At 27.4% G+C, this 18,966-nt stretch carries 13 protein-coding genes; 9 read left to right on the top strand and 4 right to left on the bottom strand.

Features of this window, described 5'->3' with window-relative positions; translation table 11 throughout:
- Positions 1–6: 6 nt before the first annotated feature.
- The 3 genes from rpoC to purH all read left to right on the top strand — a co-directional run bounded on the left by rpoC (position 7) and on the right by purH (position 6,899).
- On the top strand, positions 7–4,236 hold the full coding sequence (rpoC, locus tag ACTP5B_RS00755; RefSeq protein WP_464829143.1) for a DNA-directed RNA polymerase subunit beta': 4,230 nt from the start codon (positions 7–9) through the stop codon (positions 4,234–4,236).
- Between the two features lie 660 nt (positions 4,237–4,896).
- Positions 4,897–5,169, top strand: a complete 273-nt coding sequence (locus tag ACTP5B_RS00750) for an HU family DNA-binding protein (RefSeq protein ID WP_464829141.1) — start codon at positions 4,897–4,899, stop codon at positions 5,167–5,169.
- A gap of 155 nt (positions 5,170–5,324) precedes the next feature.
- Positions 5,325–6,899, top strand: coding sequence for a bifunctional phosphoribosylaminoimidazolecarboxamide formyltransferase/IMP cyclohydrolase (purH, locus tag ACTP5B_RS00745; RefSeq protein ID WP_464829139.1), 1,575 nt, complete (start codon positions 5,325–5,327; stop codon positions 6,897–6,899).
- 117 nt (positions 6,900–7,016) lie between these two features.
- Here the strand turns inward: purH and metE are convergent, their stop codons facing one another.
- Positions 7,017–9,290 carry a 5-methyltetrahydropteroyltriglutamate--homocysteine S-methyltransferase gene (gene metE, locus ACTP5B_RS00740; protein WP_464829137.1) on the bottom strand — a complete coding sequence of 758 codons (2,274 nt, stop codon included), beginning with the start codon at positions 9,288–9,290 and terminating at the stop codon, positions 7,017–7,019.
- Positions 9,291–9,432: 142 nt separating this feature from the next.
- Here metE and metR point away from each other — a divergent pair, with 142 nt between their 5' ends.
- Entirely contained in the window at positions 9,433–10,368 is a 936-nt protein-coding gene (gene metR, locus ACTP5B_RS00735; RefSeq protein ID WP_464829136.1) for an HTH-type transcriptional regulator MetR, read from the top strand.
- Between the two features lie 12 nt (positions 10,369–10,380).
- Here the strand turns inward: metR and ACTP5B_RS00730 are convergent, their stop codons facing one another.
- Complete coding sequence (locus tag ACTP5B_RS00730; protein WP_464829134.1) at positions 10,381–11,196, bottom strand: Cof-type HAD-IIB family hydrolase; 816 nt, start codon at positions 11,194–11,196, stop codon at positions 10,381–10,383.
- Between the two features lie 198 nt (positions 11,197–11,394).
- Between ACTP5B_RS00730 and glmU the strand changes: the two genes are divergently transcribed.
- Together glmU and glmS are read left to right on the top strand one after the other, a co-directional pair.
- The gene (gene glmU, locus ACTP5B_RS00725) at positions 11,395–12,774 is read left to right on the top strand and encodes a bifunctional UDP-N-acetylglucosamine diphosphorylase/glucosamine-1-phosphate N-acetyltransferase GlmU (protein WP_464829132.1); all 1,380 of its coding nucleotides are present in this window, start codon (positions 11,395–11,397) and stop codon (positions 12,772–12,774) included.
- Positions 12,775–12,847: 73 nt separating this feature from the next.
- Entirely contained in the window at positions 12,848–14,680 is a 1,833-nt protein-coding gene (gene glmS, locus ACTP5B_RS00720; RefSeq protein WP_464829130.1) for a glutamine--fructose-6-phosphate transaminase (isomerizing), read from the top strand.
- Positions 14,681–14,820: 140 nt separating this feature from the next.
- Here the strand turns inward: glmS and rpoH are convergent, their stop codons facing one another.
- A complete protein-coding gene (gene rpoH, locus ACTP5B_RS00715) occupies positions 14,821–15,675 on the bottom strand; it encodes an RNA polymerase sigma factor RpoH (RefSeq protein ID WP_464829128.1) in 855 nt (284 codons plus the stop codon).
- Between the two features lie 148 nt (positions 15,676–15,823).
- The gene (ftsY, locus tag ACTP5B_RS00710) at positions 15,824–16,963 is read right to left on the bottom strand and encodes a signal recognition particle-docking protein FtsY (RefSeq protein WP_464829126.1); all 1,140 of its coding nucleotides are present in this window, start codon (positions 16,961–16,963) and stop codon (positions 15,824–15,826) included.
- 130 nt (positions 16,964–17,093) lie between these two features.
- Between ftsY and rsmD the strand changes: the two genes are divergently transcribed.
- From rsmD to dnaC, 3 genes are all read left to right on the top strand, one after another.
- Positions 17,094–17,666, top strand: a complete 573-nt coding sequence (gene rsmD / locus ACTP5B_RS00705) for a 16S rRNA (guanine(966)-N(2))-methyltransferase RsmD (protein ID WP_464829124.1) — start codon at positions 17,094–17,096, stop codon at positions 17,664–17,666.
- 64 nt (positions 17,667–17,730) lie between these two features.
- Complete coding sequence (gene dnaT, locus ACTP5B_RS00700) at positions 17,731–18,225, top strand: primosomal protein DnaT (RefSeq protein ID WP_464829122.1); 495 nt, start codon at positions 17,731–17,733, stop codon at positions 18,223–18,225.
- Positions 18,225–18,965, top strand: a complete 741-nt coding sequence (dnaC, locus tag ACTP5B_RS00695) for a replicative helicase loader DnaC (RefSeq protein ID WP_464829120.1) — start codon at positions 18,225–18,227, stop codon at positions 18,963–18,965. The genes dnaT and dnaC overlap by 1 nt, the downstream gene beginning before the upstream one ends.
- The last annotated feature ends 1 nt before the right edge of the window (position 18,966 follow it).

Below are 18,966 nucleotides of genomic sequence, written 5' to 3'. Positions count from 1 at the left end.
TAATGCGTGAAAGATTTACTAAAATTTCTAAAATCCCAAACTAAAAATGAAGATTTTGATGCTATTAAAATCTCGTTAGCTTCACCTGATATGATCAGATCTTGGTCGTTTGGAGAAGTAAAAAAACCAGAAACTATTAACTATCGTACATTTAAACCCGAACGAGATGGATTATTTTGTGCGCGCATTTTTGGACCAGTAAAAGATTATGAATGTTTATGTGGCAAATATAAAAGATTAAAACATCGAGGTGTCATTTGTGAAAAATGTGGTGTTGAAGTTACACAAAGTAAAGTTAGACGTGAACGAATGGGTCATATAGAACTTTCTTCACCTACAGCTCATATTTGGTTTTTAAAATCTTTACCATCAAGAATAGGTTTATTATTAGATATGCCCTTGCGAGATATTGAAAGGGTACTATACTTTGAATCCTATGTAGTTATAGAAACGGGGATGACTAATCTTGAAAAGCGCCAAATTTTAACTGAAGAACAATATTTAGATTCTTTAGAAGAATTTGGAGATGAATTTGATGCTACAATGGGAGCAGAAGCAATTCAATTTCTTTTAAAAGATATCAATCTAGTTCAAGAATGTAATACTTTAAGAATCGAATTAAATGAAACAAACTCTGAAACTAAAAGAAAAAAAATAACAAAAAGAATTAAATTATTGGAATCTTTTATCCAATCTCACAATAAACCTGAATGGATGATTCTTAATGTATTACCAGTTTTACCACCTGATCTCAGACCATTAGTACCATTAGATGGAGGAAGATTTGCAACATCAGATTTAAATGATCTATATCGTCGAGTCATTAATAGAAATAATCGTCTTAAACGTTTATTAGATTTAGCAGCTCCAGACATAATTGTACGCAACGAAAAAAGAATGTTGCAAGAAGCTGTAGATGCATTATTAGATAATGGTAGAAGAGGAAGAGCTATTACAGGATCAAATAAAAGACCCCTAAAATCATTAGCTGATATGATTAAAGGAAAACAAGGACGATTCCGACAAAATCTTCTTGGGAAACGTGTAGATTATTCTGGTCGTTCTGTTATTACTGTAGGACCTTATCTTCACTTGCATCAATGTGGTTTACCTAAAAAAATGGCATTAGAGCTTTTTAAACCGTTCATTTATGGAAAATTAGAAGTTCGTGGTTTAGCTACTACAATCAAAGCAGCAAAAAAAATGGTAGAAAGAGAAGAAGCTATAGTATGGGATATTTTAGACGAAGTGATTCGTGAACATCCAGTTCTTTTAAATCGTGCACCTACTTTGCATAGATTAGGAATACAAGCATTTGAACCAGTTCTTATAGAGGGGAAAGCAATTCAGCTCCATCCGCTAGTATGTGCCGCTTATAACGCTGATTTCGATGGAGATCAAATGGCTGTACATGTCCCATTAACTCTAGAATCACAATTAGAAGCTAGAGCCTTAATGATGTCAACTAACAATATTTTATCCCCGGCTAATGGTGAGCCAATTATCGTTCCTTCCCAAGATGTTGTTTTAGGTTTGTATTATATGACTCGTGAAAAAATAAATGGGAAAGGCGAAGGTATGCTACTAAACAGTTCTAACGAAGCAGAAAAAGTCTATCGTTTGGGTATTGCTGAATTGCATTCATTAGTAAAAGTACGAATAACAGAATACAAAAAAAATAAAGATAAAACTTTCAGTACAATAAAAAAAATAATTAACACAACTATAGGTCGAGCAATTTTATGGATGATTATTCCTAAAGGACTACCCTTTAGTATTGTCAATCAAACATTAGGTAAAAAAGATATTTCTAAAATGCTTAATACTTGTTATCGTATTTTAGGGCTTAAACCTACTGTTTTTTTCGCTGATCAAATTATGTATACTGGCTTTGCTTATGCAGCGAGATCAGGAGCTTCAGTTGGTATTGATGACATGGTAATACCGGAAAAAAAAGCAAATATTATTAATGAAGCAGAAATCGAAGTAGCTGAAATACAAGAACAGTTTCAATCTGGGCTGGTTACAGCAGGTGAGAGATATAATAAAGTTATTGATATTTGGGCGGCAGCTAACGAACGAGTAGCAAAAGCTATGATGGAAAATTTATCTACAGAATCCGTTAAAAATAAACAAGGCGAAAAACAAAAACAAATATCTTTTAATAGCATATTTATGATGGCTGATTCAGGAGCACGTGGTTCTGCTGCACAAATTCGTCAACTAGCTGGAATGAGAGGATTGATGGCAAAACCTGATGGTTCTATTATAGAAACACCTATTACAGCTAATTTTAGAGAAGGTTTAAACGTGTTGCAGTATTTTATTTCCACGCACGGCGCACGTAAAGGATTAGCAGATACGGCATTAAAAACTGCTAACTCTGGATATTTAACACGTCGTTTAGTAGATGTTGCACAAGATTTAGTTGTAACACAAGATGATTGTAAAACACACGAAGGAATTTTAATGACTTCATTAATTGAGGGAGGCGATGTTAAAGAACCATTGCGTGAACGTGTTTTAGGTCGGATTACTGCAGAAAACGTTTTTATTCCAAATACTAAAAATATATTAATTAAAAGAAACACGCTGCTAAATGAGCAATTATGTGATCTTTTAGAAGATAATTCCATAGATAATGTTAAAGTAAGATCAGTGGTAAATTGTGATACTGATTTTGGCGTTTGTGCCTATTGTTACGGTCGAGATTTAGCTCGAGGAAATTTAGTTAATAAGGGAGAAGCAATTGGAGTTATCGCTGCTCAATCTATAGGAGAACCAGGTACACAATTAACTATGAGAACCTTCCATATTGGAGGCGCAGCATCAAGAGCTGCAGCAGAATCTAGCATTCAAGTAAAAAATCAAGGTATTATACACCTCAACAACGCAAAATTTGTAACTAATTCTAGCGGTAAAATAGTTATTACCTCAAGAAACGTAGAACTTAATATTATTGATAATTTTGGAAGAACAAAAGAAACTTATAAAGTCCCTTATGGAGCTATTATGGCTAAAGGAGATGGCGAAAAAGTATATTCCGGCGAAACTGTTGCGAAATGGGATCCGCATACTATGCCTGTTATTACTGAAGTTAATGGTTTAGTTCGTTTTGTAGACATGATTGACGGTCAAAGTATTACAAGACAAGCAGATGAATTAACAGGTCTGTCTTCTATAGTAATATTAGATACAGCAGAAAGAATGTCAATTGGAAAAGATTTAAGACCAGCGTTAAAAATCATTGATTGTAATGGAAAAGACGTTCTTATTTCAGGAACAGATATGCCCGCACAATATTTTTTACCCGGGAAAGCAATTGTTCAACTTGATGATGGAGTTCAAATTAGTTCTGGAGACACGTTAGCACGAGTACCACAAGAATCTGGAGGCACAAAAGATATAACCGGTGGATTACCAAGAGTTGCAGATTTATTTGAAGCTAGACGTCCAAAAGAATTAGCTATTTTAGCTGAAATTAGTGGTATCATATCTTTTGGAAAAGAAACTAAAGGAAAAAGAAGATTAGTTATTACACCAGTAGACGGTAGCGATGATTATGAAGAAATGATCCCTAAGTGGAGACAATTAAATGTCTTTGAAGGAGAAAGAGTAGAAAGAGGAGATGTAGTATCTGATGGACCAGAATCACCACATGATATTCTTCGATTAAGAGGTGTTCAATCTGTAACTAGGTATATCGTAAATGAAGTACAAGAAGTATATCGTCTGCAAGGCGTAAAAATTAATGATAAACATATTGAAGTAATTATAAGACAAATGCTACGAAAAGCTACCATAATGAAATCAGGGGATTCAGATTTTTTAGAGGGTGAACAAGTAGAATTTTCTCGTATAAAAATTTCTAATCGAATATTAGGTAAAAAAAAGAAAATTCCAGCTACTTTTTCAAGAGATTTATTAGGAATTACTAAAGCATCACTTGCAACAGAATCTTTTATATCTGCAGCTTCTTTTCAAGAAACAACCAGAGTATTAACTGAATCTGCAGTAGCAGGAAAAAAAGATGAATTAAGAGGATTAAAAGAAAACGTAATTGTTGGACGTTTAATTCCTGCCGGTACAGGATACGCATATCATAAAGAACGGTTTAATCGTCGTCAAAAAAAACATAGTAATCCAACAGTCAGTAGCTCTCAGATTAGTGCCGAAGAAGCCTCTGCCAGTCTTTCAGAATTATTAAATTCTGCTCTTATAGAAAAAAATAAATAGTCTTAATATTTTTATATATCTAAATTATGGCTGCTCTTAAAAGCAGCCACAGTAAAAATATAGTCATATTATATTATGATATAAATATATCGAACTGGTTCTTCGAAAATAATCAAATTGTTAAAAAATCTTGTCTTAAATGCGGTTTTTACATTTTTAATACTCTGAAAAAATTATTTTATTTGATAAAATTTAAGAAATTTAATTTGAAAAATTCAATAAATCATTCCGTTAAAAATAAAATATTTTTTATATTTCATGCGAAATGTGCAAAATAATTTTAAAAAATAATAAATGATTTAATTTTAATCAAATTAAAACATTATTAAAATTAATTTTAATGTTTTTTAAAAAAAATGGTATCTTTAAAAATCGAAATATAATTTTTTTAAATATTTTAAAACAATATTAAAATAAATTGCATATTTAAAATTACTAAAATTATAAATTGCAAACCTAATTCTTCTTTTTTCATATTATTTTTGCTGAAATAAAAACGTTTAATGAATACAAAATTATATAACATGAAAATATATTTTTCTTTTTATATCAAAATGTATTAAAAATACTTGCTATAAAAATATAGTTTTAATATAAATTTATCAAAATAAAATCTAAATTAATTATTAATTTTTACATTTAAATAAAAAAGGAAAAATAATGAATAAAACTCAATTAATTGATGTTATTTCTAAAAAGTCTAATTTATCTAAAATACAAGCAAAATTGACTTTAGAAACAACATTATCAACTATTATTGATTCTTTAAAAAAAGGTGAATCTGTACAAATAGTTGGATTTGGTACTTTTAAAGTTAATTTGAGATCATCTCGCATAGGACGAAACCCTCAAACAGGAAAAGAAATACAAATTCCTGCGACAAAAGTTCCTAGTTTTACATCTGGTAAAACATTAAAAAATGCAATTAAATAATTATAATTCACAATATATTTAAGGGGGCATGATGCCCCTTGCTAAATAAGTATTTTTTTTAATGATTTTTAAAAACAATTATGTATTTAAAATAGTTCGAATATATATTATATAACAAAATACTTAATTTTTTATTAAAAATAAGAAAATATATTATGCAATCAAATGATGTTATAAAAAATGCGTTAATTAGCGTTTCAGATAAAACAGATATTTTAAAAATAGCAAAAATATTAAAAATAAATAAAATTAATTTATTTTCTACGGGAGGAACTGCTCAAATTTTAAAAAAAAACAATATACCTGTTACCGAGATATCAGATTATACAAAATTTCCTGAAATAATGGACGGACGAATTAAAACATTGCACCCTAAAATTTTCGGGGGTATTTTAAGAAGAACAAATGAAGATAAAGAGATCATGAAACTATACGATATTTCTCCAATAGATATAGTGATCGTGAACTTTTATCCATTTGAAAAGATGCAAATTAATAGCAATAATATAGATGATATCATTAATAATATTGATATAGGTGGACCCACACTTGTACGTGCTTCTGCAAAAAATTATAAAAACGTTATAGTTATAGTAGATCTCGCTGATTTTCAAATTATTATTGATTCTATTAATAACAATACCATGAATATCGAAAAAAGATTATATTTAGCAAAAAAAGCATTTGAATACACAGCATCTTATGAAGAAATTATTTCACAGTATTTTATAAAGGCAAATACTTTCAATAAAAATGAAGAAAAAAATTTTTTCCCTAAAGTGATAAACTTTTCTTTCATAAAAAAACAAGACCTAAGATATGGAGAAAATCATCATCAAAAAGCATCTTTTTATACAGAAAAAAATCTATTTGAATCTGGAACAATTAGTACAGCATATCAAATTCAAGGAAAAATTTTATCATATAACAATATATCAGATGCTGATACAGCATTAGAATGTGTAAAAGAATTTAGCAAACCTGCATGTGCTATTGTAAAACATGGAAACCCCTGCAGCGTTGCAGTCAGTAATAATATTTTAGAATCATATTTATCTGCATATCATTCCGATCCTGTTTCAGCATTTGGTGGGATAATTGCTTTTAACCAGATATTAGATGAAAAAACGGCTAAAACAATTATTAATAAACAATTTGTTGAAGTTATTATCATTCCAGAAATCAGTGATTTAGCACTTAAAATTTTAAAAAATAAGCTAAATATAAGAGTTCTCATTACTGGAAAATTAAAAAATAATAAAATAGGACTAGATTTTAAAAAAATTACTAACGGATTACTTATACAAGAACATGATTCTTGTAATACAAATGACAAGTTATGGAATTTTGTTACAAAACGTATACCAACAAAAAAAGAACTAAAAGACTCTAAGTTCTGTTGGAAAGTGTCTAAATTCGTTAAATCAAATGCAATCGTATACGGTCGTAATGAAGTAACTATCGGTATTGGTGCAGGACAAATGAGCAGGATTTATTCGACAAAACTAGCAAATATGAAAGTAAAAGACCAAGGCTCTGATGTTGTAGGTGCAACTATGGCTTCTGATGCTTTTTTCCCTTTTAGAGATGGAATCGATAACGCTGCTTCTATTGGTATTAGTTGTATAATTCAACCAGGAGGATCAATCCGTGATAAGGAGATCATTCAAGCTGCAGATGAACATAATATAACAATGATCTTTACTAATGAGCGTCATTTTAAACATTAATTTTTTAATTTTAAAAAATTAAAATTCATAAGAATTAAATCATCAATTAGATTTTTAATACAGTCTAAAAGATGATTTAATATTAAATGTATCTTCTATATATAAGAAAAAATTTATTTAAATAACATAACTTTTTATTTTTTCCCTAAGTTTTTTTGTTGCTTCCATCATATTTTTTAAAGCTAATATTGTTTCATTCCAACTTCTTGTTTTTAAACCACAATCTGGATTAACCCAAATACGTTTGGCAGGAATATATTTTATTGCTTTATTTAAAAGCACTGTAATTGATTCTGTACTTGGTATATTAGGAGAATGAATATCGTACACTCCTGGACCAACTTCATTAGGATATTTAAATTCTTTAAACGATTCTAATAACTCCATGTCTGAACGAGCAGTTTCAATTGTGATAACATCAGCATCTAATAATGCAATAGAATCCATTATATCATTAAATTCACAATAGCACATATGTGTATGAATTTGTGTAGTGTTTTTAACACCTGAAGAACTTAAACGAAATACATTGACAGCCCAAGACAAATATTCATACCAATTGCTTTTTCGTAATGGTAAACCTTCTCGTAATGCCGGTTCATCAATTTGAATTATTTCTATTTTTTCTTTTTCTAAATCTACAACTTCATCATACAATGCTAAAGCAATTTGTGTTGCAATTTTTTCTAATGAAATATCTTCCCTAGGAAAAGACCAAAATAAAATTGTAACTGGTCCTGTTAACATTCCCTTTACTGGTTTTTTTGTTAAAGATTGAGCATATTTAGACCATTCTATAGTAATTGGTTTAAGACGACTAATATCTCCAATAATAATGGGAGGTTTTACACAACGCGAACCATAACTTTGCACCCATCCATTATCTGTAAATATAAATCCATCTAAATTTTCACCAAAATATTCTACCATATCATTTCTTTCGGCTTCACCATGAACTAAAACATCTATATCTAGCTCTTCTTGTATTTTTATAACTTTTTTAATATGTTTTTTAATTCCTTTTGTGTATTCTTCTTCAGTTATTAAGTTTAATTTAAAATCACGTCGTAGTTTTCTAATATCAACAGTTTGAGGAAAAGAACCAATTGTAGTTGTCGGCAAAATAGGTAAATTTAATTTTTTATTTTGTTCTTTAGCGCGTATTTTATAAGCATCTAAACGTCGATATTTATCAATTGAAATACTAGATAAACGATTTTCTACCTCAATTTTATGTACTCTTTTAGAAAATATACGTTCATGAATTGGTAAACTCCATTCTGTAATTGCATCAATATTATTATTATTTACAGCATTTGATAATAACCCTAGCTCTTTGCATTTTTGAACAGAAAAAGAAAACCATTTTTTTACTTCTTGATCTAAATTTTTTTCTATCTCTACATCAATTGGCGAATGCAATAAAGAACAAGATGAAGCAATTAATACTGTTTTATGATTTTTTAAGATTGATTTAATAATTTTAAACCATTTTAAAAGATCAGAACGCCAAATGTTTCGTCCATTAATCACACCTAAAGACAACATCCATTCTGGTGGTATTTTAGCAAGAAAATCTGTTAAATTATATTTCCCAGATACCAAATCAATATGAATACCTTGAACTGGTAAATCACGAATAAATTCCACATTATGCTCAATACTATCAAAATATGTTGTGAGTAATAATTTTGTTATACCAGACAACTCTTTATAAACATAAGAATAAGCCTCTTTCCATTTTTTAGGCAACTCTAAAACTAAAGCGGGTTCATCAATTTGAACAAAATCAATACCACGTTTAGATAATTGTTTTAAAACATGTTGATAAATTGGAATAATAGAATTTAAAATATCAAGACGGTCAAAACGTTTTCCTTTCACTTTTCCTAACCAAAGATATGTAATAGGTCCTAAAAGTATAGGTTTAACTTTATGTCCTAGTAACAATGCTTCATCTACTTCATCTAAAATTTGTTTCCAAGAAAATTTTAAAACTTTGTTCTTATAAAACTCTGGCACAATGTAATGATAATTAGTATTAAACCATTTAGTCATTTCTGAAGCTGAAATATCTGGAGCAAAACCTCTTGCAATGCGAAATAAACAATCTAAATTAACAGGATCTAGAACATTTTTGTGTCTTTCTGGAATATTTCCCAACATCATACTTGTGGTTAATACATGATCGTACCAAGCAAAATCTCCAACTGGGATATAATCAATTCCAGATTCTTTTTGTTTTTGCCAGTTTTTTTTTCTTAATTCATAGCCAACTAATAAAAGATCTTGAAGCGAAAGATCATCAGACCAATATTTTTCTTGAGCTTTTTTTAACTCTCGATTTATTCCTATTCTTGGAAAACCAAGAGTATGATTTAAAATTGTCATTTTAAATATCCTGTTTGTATAATTAACGTTCTCAGTATAAAAATAATTTATAATTGCTTTATATAAAATAAATATCTTATAATTCTAGTATTAAAGAAAATTAGCAAGCGTAAATAGTTAATTCTCGATATGAAGGAATCTCATGATTGAAATAAAACATCTCCGAACACTACAAGCATTAAAAAATAGTGGTTCATTAAGTGCAGCAGCAATTCAATTACATCAAACACAATCAGCAATATCACATCAATGCAACCAATTAGAAAAAAAAATAGGATTTAAATTATTTATAAGAAAAAGTAATCCTATAAAATTTACAATTAAAGGCAAAATTTTACTGCAATTATCTGAAGAAATCTTACCTAAAATACAAAAAGCAATACAATTATGTACAAATTCTCATCATATGATTATTCGATTAGCAATTGAGTGTCATAGCTGTATTCAATGGTTAACACCGGCATTAACCGTTTTTCAAAAAAAATGTCCAAAGGTAAAAATAGATTTTTATTCCGATACTATTTTTAGTCCTCAACCATTTTTACAACAAGGAAAACTTGATATTGTGTTAACTTCTGAAGTATTACCAAGAAGTAATTTATTCTATGTACCAATGTTTGATTTTGAAGTTCGATTAGTTTTATCTCCTAACCACCAACTTGTTTTAAAAAAAAATAATATTATACCAGAAGATCTTGCATCCGAAATATTAATGACTTATCCTGTTCAGCGACATAGACTAGATATATGGAAATATTTTTTACAGCCATCTGGTATTACACCTATTTTTAAAAATGTTAATAATACATTACTTTTAATTCAAATGGTATCAGCACAAATGGGAATTACAGCACTACCTCATTGGGTAGTAGACAATTTTGAACGTCAAGGTTTAATTGTAACAAGAAGAATAGGACACGGAATATGGGGGCGATTATATGCAGCCATTCGCAACGGCGAACAAAAAGAAGTAGTGATAAAAAATTTAATTCATTCTATACGTGTACATGCTTCTAATCATTTAAAATTTATTCGTAGCGTATTAAAAAAAAATAATAGTTGTTATATCATTAAATAATAAAAAATATTTTTATATATTTTTATTGTTTTCTATAAAAATTTTATTTAAGCATCTTGCAACACCATCATCGTTATTACTTTCAATAATTTTAATATGTGGCAACGCTGCTTTTAAACGCGGATCTGAATTTTTCATAATATAAGATTTTCCAGCAATAGTTAACATATCTTGATCGTTCATTCCGTCTCCAAAAGCCACGAAATTATTTAAAGAAATTCCTAACAATTTAGATATCAATTTCAATCCATGACCTTTTGAAGTAGATCCTGATACAATTTCAAGACAACCTGGAAGAGAAAAATTAATATGAACTCTATTAGTATAAGAGTTAATAATTTGTTTTTTAAAAGTGTATAATTTTTGAAAATTTCTGCTTGTAAAAAAAATCTTACTAATATTATTAAAATTTAAATGATCCGGATGAAAATATTGATATTTTAATGATGAAAGAGCAGAACAAAATTTATTATCTATTTCATTACTATTTATATACCATTTATTATTTTGATATACTTGAGTGATAATCTCTGTATCCGAATATTTTATTCTACAAAGTGTTGAAGCAATATCTTCTTCTAAATTATCACTAAATATTAGCTTATTATCTAAATTGTAAATTTTAGCGCCATTAGAGGCAATTATAAAAATCTTTATTTTCAAACTGTCTCTAATTTTCATGATATCTATATAATGACGACCAGAAGCAAAAATAAAATAAAATTTTTTTTCTATTAATAACTGTATAATCTCTTGAGTATATTTTGTTATTTTATTCTCTGAAGAAAGCAAAGTACCATCTAAATCTACTGCAATAACGTAACACATAGAAAACCTTAAAAAGTATAATATATTTTATTATAAAAACATATTATATATACATAAATTCATATATAAAAATTATTTATCAAAAATTTTATATTATTGAATTATTGGATTTAAAACATCAAAAACAATTTATAATTTATCAAAAATATTTAATGAATAATATTTCATTTAATGAAATATATCAAAAAAAGGGTATTTATGTTAATGAAAGAAATAATTGTAGTAATACTTGCTGCTGGAAAAGGAACTAGAATGAAATCCAATCATCCTAAAGTGCTACACTATTTAGGAGGAAAAACAATTTTAGAACATGTCATACAAACTGCACAATCTATAAAACCTAAAAAAATTATATTAGTGTATAATACTGAAAAAAAATTTCTATTTTCTAATATTGATAATAATATTCCTATTGAATGGGTAAAGCAAAAAAACCCAGAAGGCACAGGACAGGCTATACTACTAGCGATCAAAAAAATTTCAGACAATGAAGACATACTAGTCTTATATGGAGATGTACCATTTATTTCAGTTAAATCAATAAAAAAACTAAAAAATTCTAAAAAAACAGCAATAATTAGCTTATTAACTAAAAAAGTAAAAAATCCTAATGGATATGGACGTATTTTGCGAGAAAAAAGAAAAGTTATTGGTATAATAGAGGAAAAAGATGCTACTAATAAACAAAAAAAAATTAAAGAAATATACTCGGGAATTTTTATAGCTAAGAGTAAAGATTTAAAACGCTGGTTAGAAAAAATTGATAAAAAAAATAAAACAAAAGAATTTTATGCAACAGATATTATTTCTTTAGCCTATCTAGAAGGTAATTTTATCAAAACAGTACAAGCATTAAATTATGAAGAAATATTAGGAATAAATAACAAATTGCAACTATCTATTTTAGAGAAAATTTTTCAAAAAAAACAAACTGATACATTGCTTTTAAATGGGGTTACAATAAAAGATCCATCTCATTTTATTCTTAGAGGAACATTAAAACACGGTAAAAATATTGAAATAGATACGGGTGTTATTCTAGAAAACGATGTTGTTTTAGGTGATAACGTTAAAATTGGACCCGGTTGTATTATTAGAAACAGTATTATTGATAGTAAAACTAATATTCAAGCATACACTATCATAGAAAACGCTAAAATTGGAGAAAATTGTATCATAGGTCCTTTTGCTCATTTACGCTCTAATACTTTATTAGATACAAATGTTCATATAGGAAATTTTGTTGAAATAAAAGATAGTTTTATAAAAAAACAATCTAAAGTAAAACACTTAAGTTATCTTGGCAATTCTGAAATTGGATCTAGAGTAAATATTGGGGCTGGTAGTATTACATGTAATTATGATGGTGCAAATAAATTTAAAACTATTATTGGTGATAATGTTTTAGTTGGTTCTAATACACAATTAGTTGCACCTATAAAAATTGCGACAAATACAACTATTGCAGCAGGTACTACTTTAACAGCAGATGTTAATACACCATGTTTAGTTTACAATACTAAAGAACAAAAATACAAAAAAAATTGGATGCGTCCTAATAAAATTCATCAAAAATAATTGTTTCAATCTATCAAATCAATATATTTGTTTTAAAAATAAATTTTTTCAATAAAAAATAAAAGGTATAAATATGTGTGGTATTGTTGCTGCAGTAACACAACGTAATATTACTAATTTTCTTATCAATAGCATCAAAAAACTAGAATACCGAGGATATGATTCTTCCGGATTAGCCATTATAGATAATAAAAATAATATAATTAGAATTCGTTGTGTTGGAAAAGTCAAGGAACTTGTAAAACAAACAAATAAAAAAAAAATACTCGGTAATATTGGTGTAGCCCATACTCGATGGGCTACGCATGGAAAAGTTTCAAAAGAAAATACTCATCCACATATTTCTTCGAATATTATTGTTGTACATAATGGAATTATTGAAAATTACTCTATATTACGTCTTTTTTTACAAAAAAAGGGATATATATTTTCTTCTGAAACCGATACAGAAGTCATTGCACATTTATTGCATTGGGAACAAAACAAAAAAAAAGATTCATTTAAAAAAATTGTACAAAATAGTATAAAAAGATTAGATGGAAATTATAGCATGGTTATACTTGATAAAAATAATCCTTCAAGATTAATAGCCGTGCGTTCTGGAAGCCCATTAATTATAGGATTAGGAACAGAAGAAAATTTCATAGCTTCTGATCAAATTGCACTATTAAATGTAACAAAACGTTTTATATACTTAGAAGAAGATGATATTGCTATTGTTGAAAAAAAAGAAATTAATATTTTCAATAAGAACAATTCTTCTATAGTAAAAAGAAAAGAAATCATATCTAATATAGAACATAAATCAGTAAAAAAAGGAAAATATTGTTATTACATGGAAAAAGAAATATATGAACAACCCAAATCTATTTTAAATACTTTACAAAACCGTTTAAAAAATAAACACAAAGTACATTTTTCTGAATTGGGATTCAAAGCAAAAAAAATATTTTATAACACAGAAAATATACAGATTGTTGCATGTGGAACTTCATATAATGCAGCTATGGTTTCTAGATATTGGTTTGAATCACTTGCTAATATTCCATGTGATGTTGAAATCGCATCTGAATTTTCTTCAAGAAAACTGATTGTAAGAAAAAAAAGTCTATTAATTACTTTGTCACAATCAGGTGAAACTGCTGATACACTATCAGCATTAAGATATTCTAAAAAACTTGGTTATTTAGGAAATTTAACAATATGTAATATGGAAAGTTCATCTTTAGTAAAAGAATCTGATTTCTATATACTAACTAAAGCAGGATTAGAAATAGGAGTAGCTTCAACAAAATCTTTTACGACCCAATTAACTGTTTTACTTATGTTAATCGCCAAAATAATAAATTTAAAAAAAGAAAATAATGAAATTTCAAAAAAAATTATACAAACGTTAAACATCTTACCTATTAGAATTAAACAAATCTTAAAAAAAGATCAATTAATAAAAAATATAGCTGATATATTAGCTAATAAAAAAAATATGTTATTTCTTGGAAGAGGGAATCAATATCCAATTGCAATGGAAGGAGCTTTAAAATTAAAAGAAATTTCTTATATTCATGCAGAAGCTTATCCATCAGGAGAGCTTAAACATGGACCTCTTGCATTAATTGATAAAAATATGCCAGTTATTATGATTGCTCCACAAAATTCATTGTTAGAGAAAAACAAAAAAAATATTAAAGAAATATGCTCCAGAGGGGGTCTAATTTATGTATTTTCTGATCAAGAATTTGATCATGAAGATAATATGAATATTATAAAACTTCCTTATGTAGAGGAATTGATAGCACCTATATTTTATACAATACCTCTGCAATTACTAGCTTATTATATTGCATTAAAAAAAGGAAAAAATATTGATCAACCAAGACATCTTGCTAAATCAGTAACAGTAGAATAAAATTTTTTTATATCTATAAAAATCTTTCATTGAATTTAAAAAAAGAGTATGAGTTTTCAATTGAACAAAACTTAATCTCATACTCTGTATAAATATTTTAAATAAAATGAAATTAGTCTATATAAAAATGATAGATTAAACTAATTTTCTATAGCTATTTTTAATTTTTTCATTGCATTTTTTTCTAATTGACGAACCCTCTCAGCTGAAATGCCATAATTATTTGCTATAGTTTGCAAAGTGTTTTTTTTCTTTTTATCTAACCAGCGGGCATGAATGATATGACGACTACGTTCATCTAGTCTTAATAATGCATTACTGAGTTTATTTGCTGCATGTTCTTTCCAGTCATCTTGTTCAACACCATTAGCAAAATTAGATTGTTTATCTTGTAAATATTGTATTGCATTATTTGTTTTACAATCAAAATCATCTTCTGGTAATGGATTAAAAGTAACATCTTGAGCAGACATACGGGATTCCATTTCTCTTACATCTCTACTACTAACCCCTAACTCTCGAGCAACTATTTTTATTTCTTCCTCATTAAACCAACCGAGTCTTTTTTTATTTTTTCTTAAATTAAAAAACAGTTTTCTTTGAGATTTAGTCGTGGCAATTTTAACAATGCGCCAATTCCGTAAAACATACTCATGTATTTCAGATTTAATCCAGTGAACAGCAAAAGACACAAGACGCACTCCTATTTCTGGATTAAATCTACGAACTGCTTTCATTAAACCTATATTGCCTTCTTGTATAAGATCAGCTTGAAGTAGACCGTACCCTGAATAATTACGTGAAATGTGAATGACAAAACGGAGATGAGATAAAATTAAAGTTTTTGCGGCATCTAAATCGCTATTATAACGTAAACGTTTAGTTAGTATTTTTTCTTCTTCGATTGATAGCATTGGCCATAAGTTAGCTATTCTAATATAAGCTTCTAAATTACTTGGTGGTGTTACAGATAAAATCTGTACTTTGTTAATCATTTTAATTCCCGCATTAACGAATTATATATGCTAAATATTTAACATGTGGGACTTGTTTATAATACTTTAATTGAAAGTACAAATCAAAGATTTATACAAAATAATTCATTTATATTAAAATCATAGAATTTTTATTTGATAATATTTTTTATGTAAATATAGAATCAATAAATTCTTGACTGTCAAAAATACCTAAATCTTGTATTTTTTCACCGATTCCAATATAACGAATAGGAATTTTAAATTCATTAGCTAAAGAAAAAACAACTCCTCCCTTTGCTGTTCCATCTAATTTTGTAATTATAATTCCAGTTAAATCTAAGGCTTTGTGAAATATTTCTGTTTGTTGTATTGTATTTTGTCCATTGCAAGAATCGATAATTAATATTTTTTCATGTGGTGCAGACGGATCTATTTTTTTAATAACTCTAACTATTTTTTTTAACTCTTCCATTAGATGTAATTTGTTATGTAATCTACCTGCTGTATCAATAATTAAAATATCTATTTTTTTTGATATAGCTGATTTGACCGCATCAAATATTACTGCTGCTGGATCTGAACCAGAACGTTGTGCTATTACTGGTATTTTGTTTAATTCTCCTAATGTTTGTAATTGTTCTATACCTGCTGCTCTAAATGTATCCCCGGCAACTAACATTATAGACTTTCCTTCTAATTTATATTTTTGTGCTAATTTAGCTACTGTTGTAGTTTTTCCAGTCCCATTTACTCCTGCTACTAAAATAACAAAAGGAGTATGATCAGATATTTTTAAGGGTACTTCTACTTTTTTTAAAATGTCATACATATTTTTTTTTAATAGAAAATATAATTTTTCCGAATTTTTTAAATCCTTATGATTAACCTCTTTAATTAAATTACTAATAATGTGATTTGTGGTATTAATTCCAATATCAGCAAGTAACATTTTTTCTTCTAACTCTTCGAAAAGTACACTATCAATTTTTTTTGATAAAAAAATATGGTTTATTTTATCACCAAAAAATTCCTTTGTTTTTTTTAAACTTTCTTTCAAGCGTGAAAAAAAATTTATTTTTATATTTTGACTGTTATTTAAATTATCACTACAATTGTTTAATGTTTCTATATCATTATTTTTAATACAATCTTTTTGAATTGATAGAGTTTGTGAAATAGATTCTTGTTTTTTATTGAGAACATTTTTTTCATTTTCTTGATTATCTTTTTTTTTATCTATTATTTCTTTTTTTTTAATTTTAGAACTTAACCAAGAAAAAAAAGTATTTTTTTTATTATCTTTCATATTGTTTGCCCGGTAATTTATAATTAAAGACTATATTTTTAAAAAATTTGATGTTAAAAATATTTATTTAATTTTTTATTAATATTAATATTTAAATAAATTATATCACTAACGTAAATAATCTAATAAAATGTATAATTCTTTTTTTAAAAAAAACGGTAAAATATATATTATTTCTGGAAAATTTAAAGGTAGAAAAATTTCTTTTAAAAATATTCCAAACTTGCGTCCTACAACCAATCAAATAAGAGAAACACTATTTGAATGGCTATCTAAATACATTAAAAATTCTAGATGTCTTGATTGTTTCGCAGGTAGTGGTGCATTAGGAATTGAGGCTATATCACGTCATGCTGCATTTTCAACATTGTTGGAAATAAAGAAAAAAACATTCCTTAATCTTCAAAAGAATGTAAAAGAATTAAATATCTCTAATATAGAAATAATACATACTAACACTTTAAATTGGTTAGAAAAAACTGGAAAACCATATGATATAATATTTATTGATCCTCCTTTTTATCAAGGGTTAATAAAAAAAACAATTCATTTACTGGAAAATAAAAAATGGATTAAGAAAAATTCTCTCATTTACATAGAAAAAGAAAAAAAACAATCTCTCGTAATGCCAAAAAATTGGATTCCATATAAAACAAAAATTACGGGTCAAATACAATGTTATCTATATATTTTTCATCTATAAAAATGATAAAAATCATAACAATTTATATTTAAAATTCTTAAAAATAAAATTAGGCAAAATTTTTATGAAAATTTTAATTTCTGACGATGTCCCTCTTGATGTATTTTGTAAAAACCCAATAAAAATTTTAGAAAAATCAAAAAAAGAAGTTTTAGCAGTGATTAAAAATAATTCTCCTATTTTTTATGTAGTTACACCTTATTTATTAAAAAAAATATTTGATCTTGAATATCATTTTTCTGATAAAAATGTCAAAAATCAAAAAATTAAAAAAAAATTTTCAATGTATTCAGAATGGAGTCCAGATAAAGATTTTATTCGTCAAGCAACATTATGGGGAATTATTTTGACTAAAGAAGTATCAAAATCTGAACTTGCATCTTTTATTGATTATTGGAAAGCGGAAGGTTGTTTTTTTTATCACGTACAATGGCAACAAAAATTAGCTAGAAGTTTACAAAAAAGCAGATCCATTAACTCTGCATTACAAAAAAAACGAGACATTACGTACATTCCTATCCCTGACAAAACTGTACCCAATGGATTTAGGAGTAAATAATGACATTTTACACTGAATTCTTTAAACGACTTCAACGTCTTATGCCTAAGAACATTAAACCTAAATTTGAAAACGATGAAGACTTATTGGCTTGGAATCAAGAACAAGGAAGACTATCTTCTGAATCAATACTGCGTGAAAACAAAGCAATGAAAATGCAACGTGTTTTAGGTAGATCAGGTATTCGAGAATTATATATGAATTGTTCATTTGATAATTATAAAATTGAACATGATGGACAAAGAAAAGTACTTAAAGCATCGAAACGATATGCAGAAGAATTTAACAAAAATATTGCTAGTTTTATTTTTTCAGGAAAACCAGGTACGGGGAAAAATCATTTAGCTTCTGCTATAGGAAATTACTTAATTCTACATGGAAAAAGTATTTTGCTTGTAACTGTAGCTGATTTAATGTCTAATATGAAAGGAACATTTAGTGGGACTAGTAATGTTACTGAAGAAAATTTGTTACATAATTTAAGTAGCGTTGATTTATTAATGATTGATGAAATTGGAATGCAAACTGAATCTCGTTATGAAAAAGTAATTATTAATCAAATAGTTGATAGAAGGTCATCATCTAAACGTTCTACTGGAATGCTATCTAATTTAGATCACAGAGGAATGAAAAGTTTATTAGGCGAGAGAGTTATTGATAGAATGCGTTTAGGAAATAGTTTATGGTTGACTTTTGAATGGGATAGTTATAGACAGTATGTTAACGGAAATGAATACTAAA

The organism is Buchnera sp. (in: enterobacteria) (assembly GCF_056343165.1).
The sequence above is the reverse complement of the archived record's forward strand: the minus strand, read 5'-3'. Positions and strand labels throughout refer to the sequence as shown.

Excerpts from the sequence above, each read along its gene's own strand:
- ftsY (WP_464829126.1), bottom strand. The coding sequence starts at position 16,963 with ATGAAAGATAATAAAAAAAATACTTTTTTTTCTTGGTTAAGTTCTAAA.
- rsmD (WP_464829124.1), top strand. The coding sequence starts at position 17,094 with ATGTATAATTCTTTTTTTAAAAAAAACGGTAAAATATATATTATTTCT.
- ACTP5B_RS00730 (WP_464829134.1), bottom strand. The coding sequence starts at position 11,196 with ATGTGTTACGTTATTGCAGTAGATTTAGATGGTACTTTGCTTTCTTCA.
- metR (WP_464829136.1), top strand. The coding sequence starts at position 9,433 with ATGATTGAAATAAAACATCTCCGAACACTACAAGCATTAAAAAATAGT.
- dnaT (WP_464829122.1), top strand. The coding sequence starts at position 17,731 with ATGAAAATTTTAATTTCTGACGATGTCCCTCTTGATGTATTTTGTAAA.
- purH (WP_464829139.1), top strand. The coding sequence starts at position 5,325 with ATGCAATCAAATGATGTTATAAAAAATGCGTTAATTAGCGTTTCAGAT.
- glmS (WP_464829130.1), top strand. The coding sequence starts at position 12,848 with ATGTGTGGTATTGTTGCTGCAGTAACACAACGTAATATTACTAATTTT.
- ACTP5B_RS00750 (WP_464829141.1), top strand. The coding sequence starts at position 4,897 with ATGAATAAAACTCAATTAATTGATGTTATTTCTAAAAAGTCTAATTTA.
- metE (WP_464829137.1), bottom strand. The coding sequence starts at position 9,290 with ATGACAATTTTAAATCATACTCTTGGTTTTCCAAGAATAGGAATAAAT.
- rpoH (WP_464829128.1), bottom strand. The coding sequence starts at position 15,675 with ATGATTAACAAAGTACAGATTTTATCTGTAACACCACCAAGTAATTTA.
- dnaC (WP_464829120.1), top strand. The coding sequence starts at position 18,225 with ATGACATTTTACACTGAATTCTTTAAACGACTTCAACGTCTTATGCCT.
- glmU (WP_464829132.1), top strand. The coding sequence starts at position 11,395 with ATGTTAATGAAAGAAATAATTGTAGTAATACTTGCTGCTGGAAAAGGA.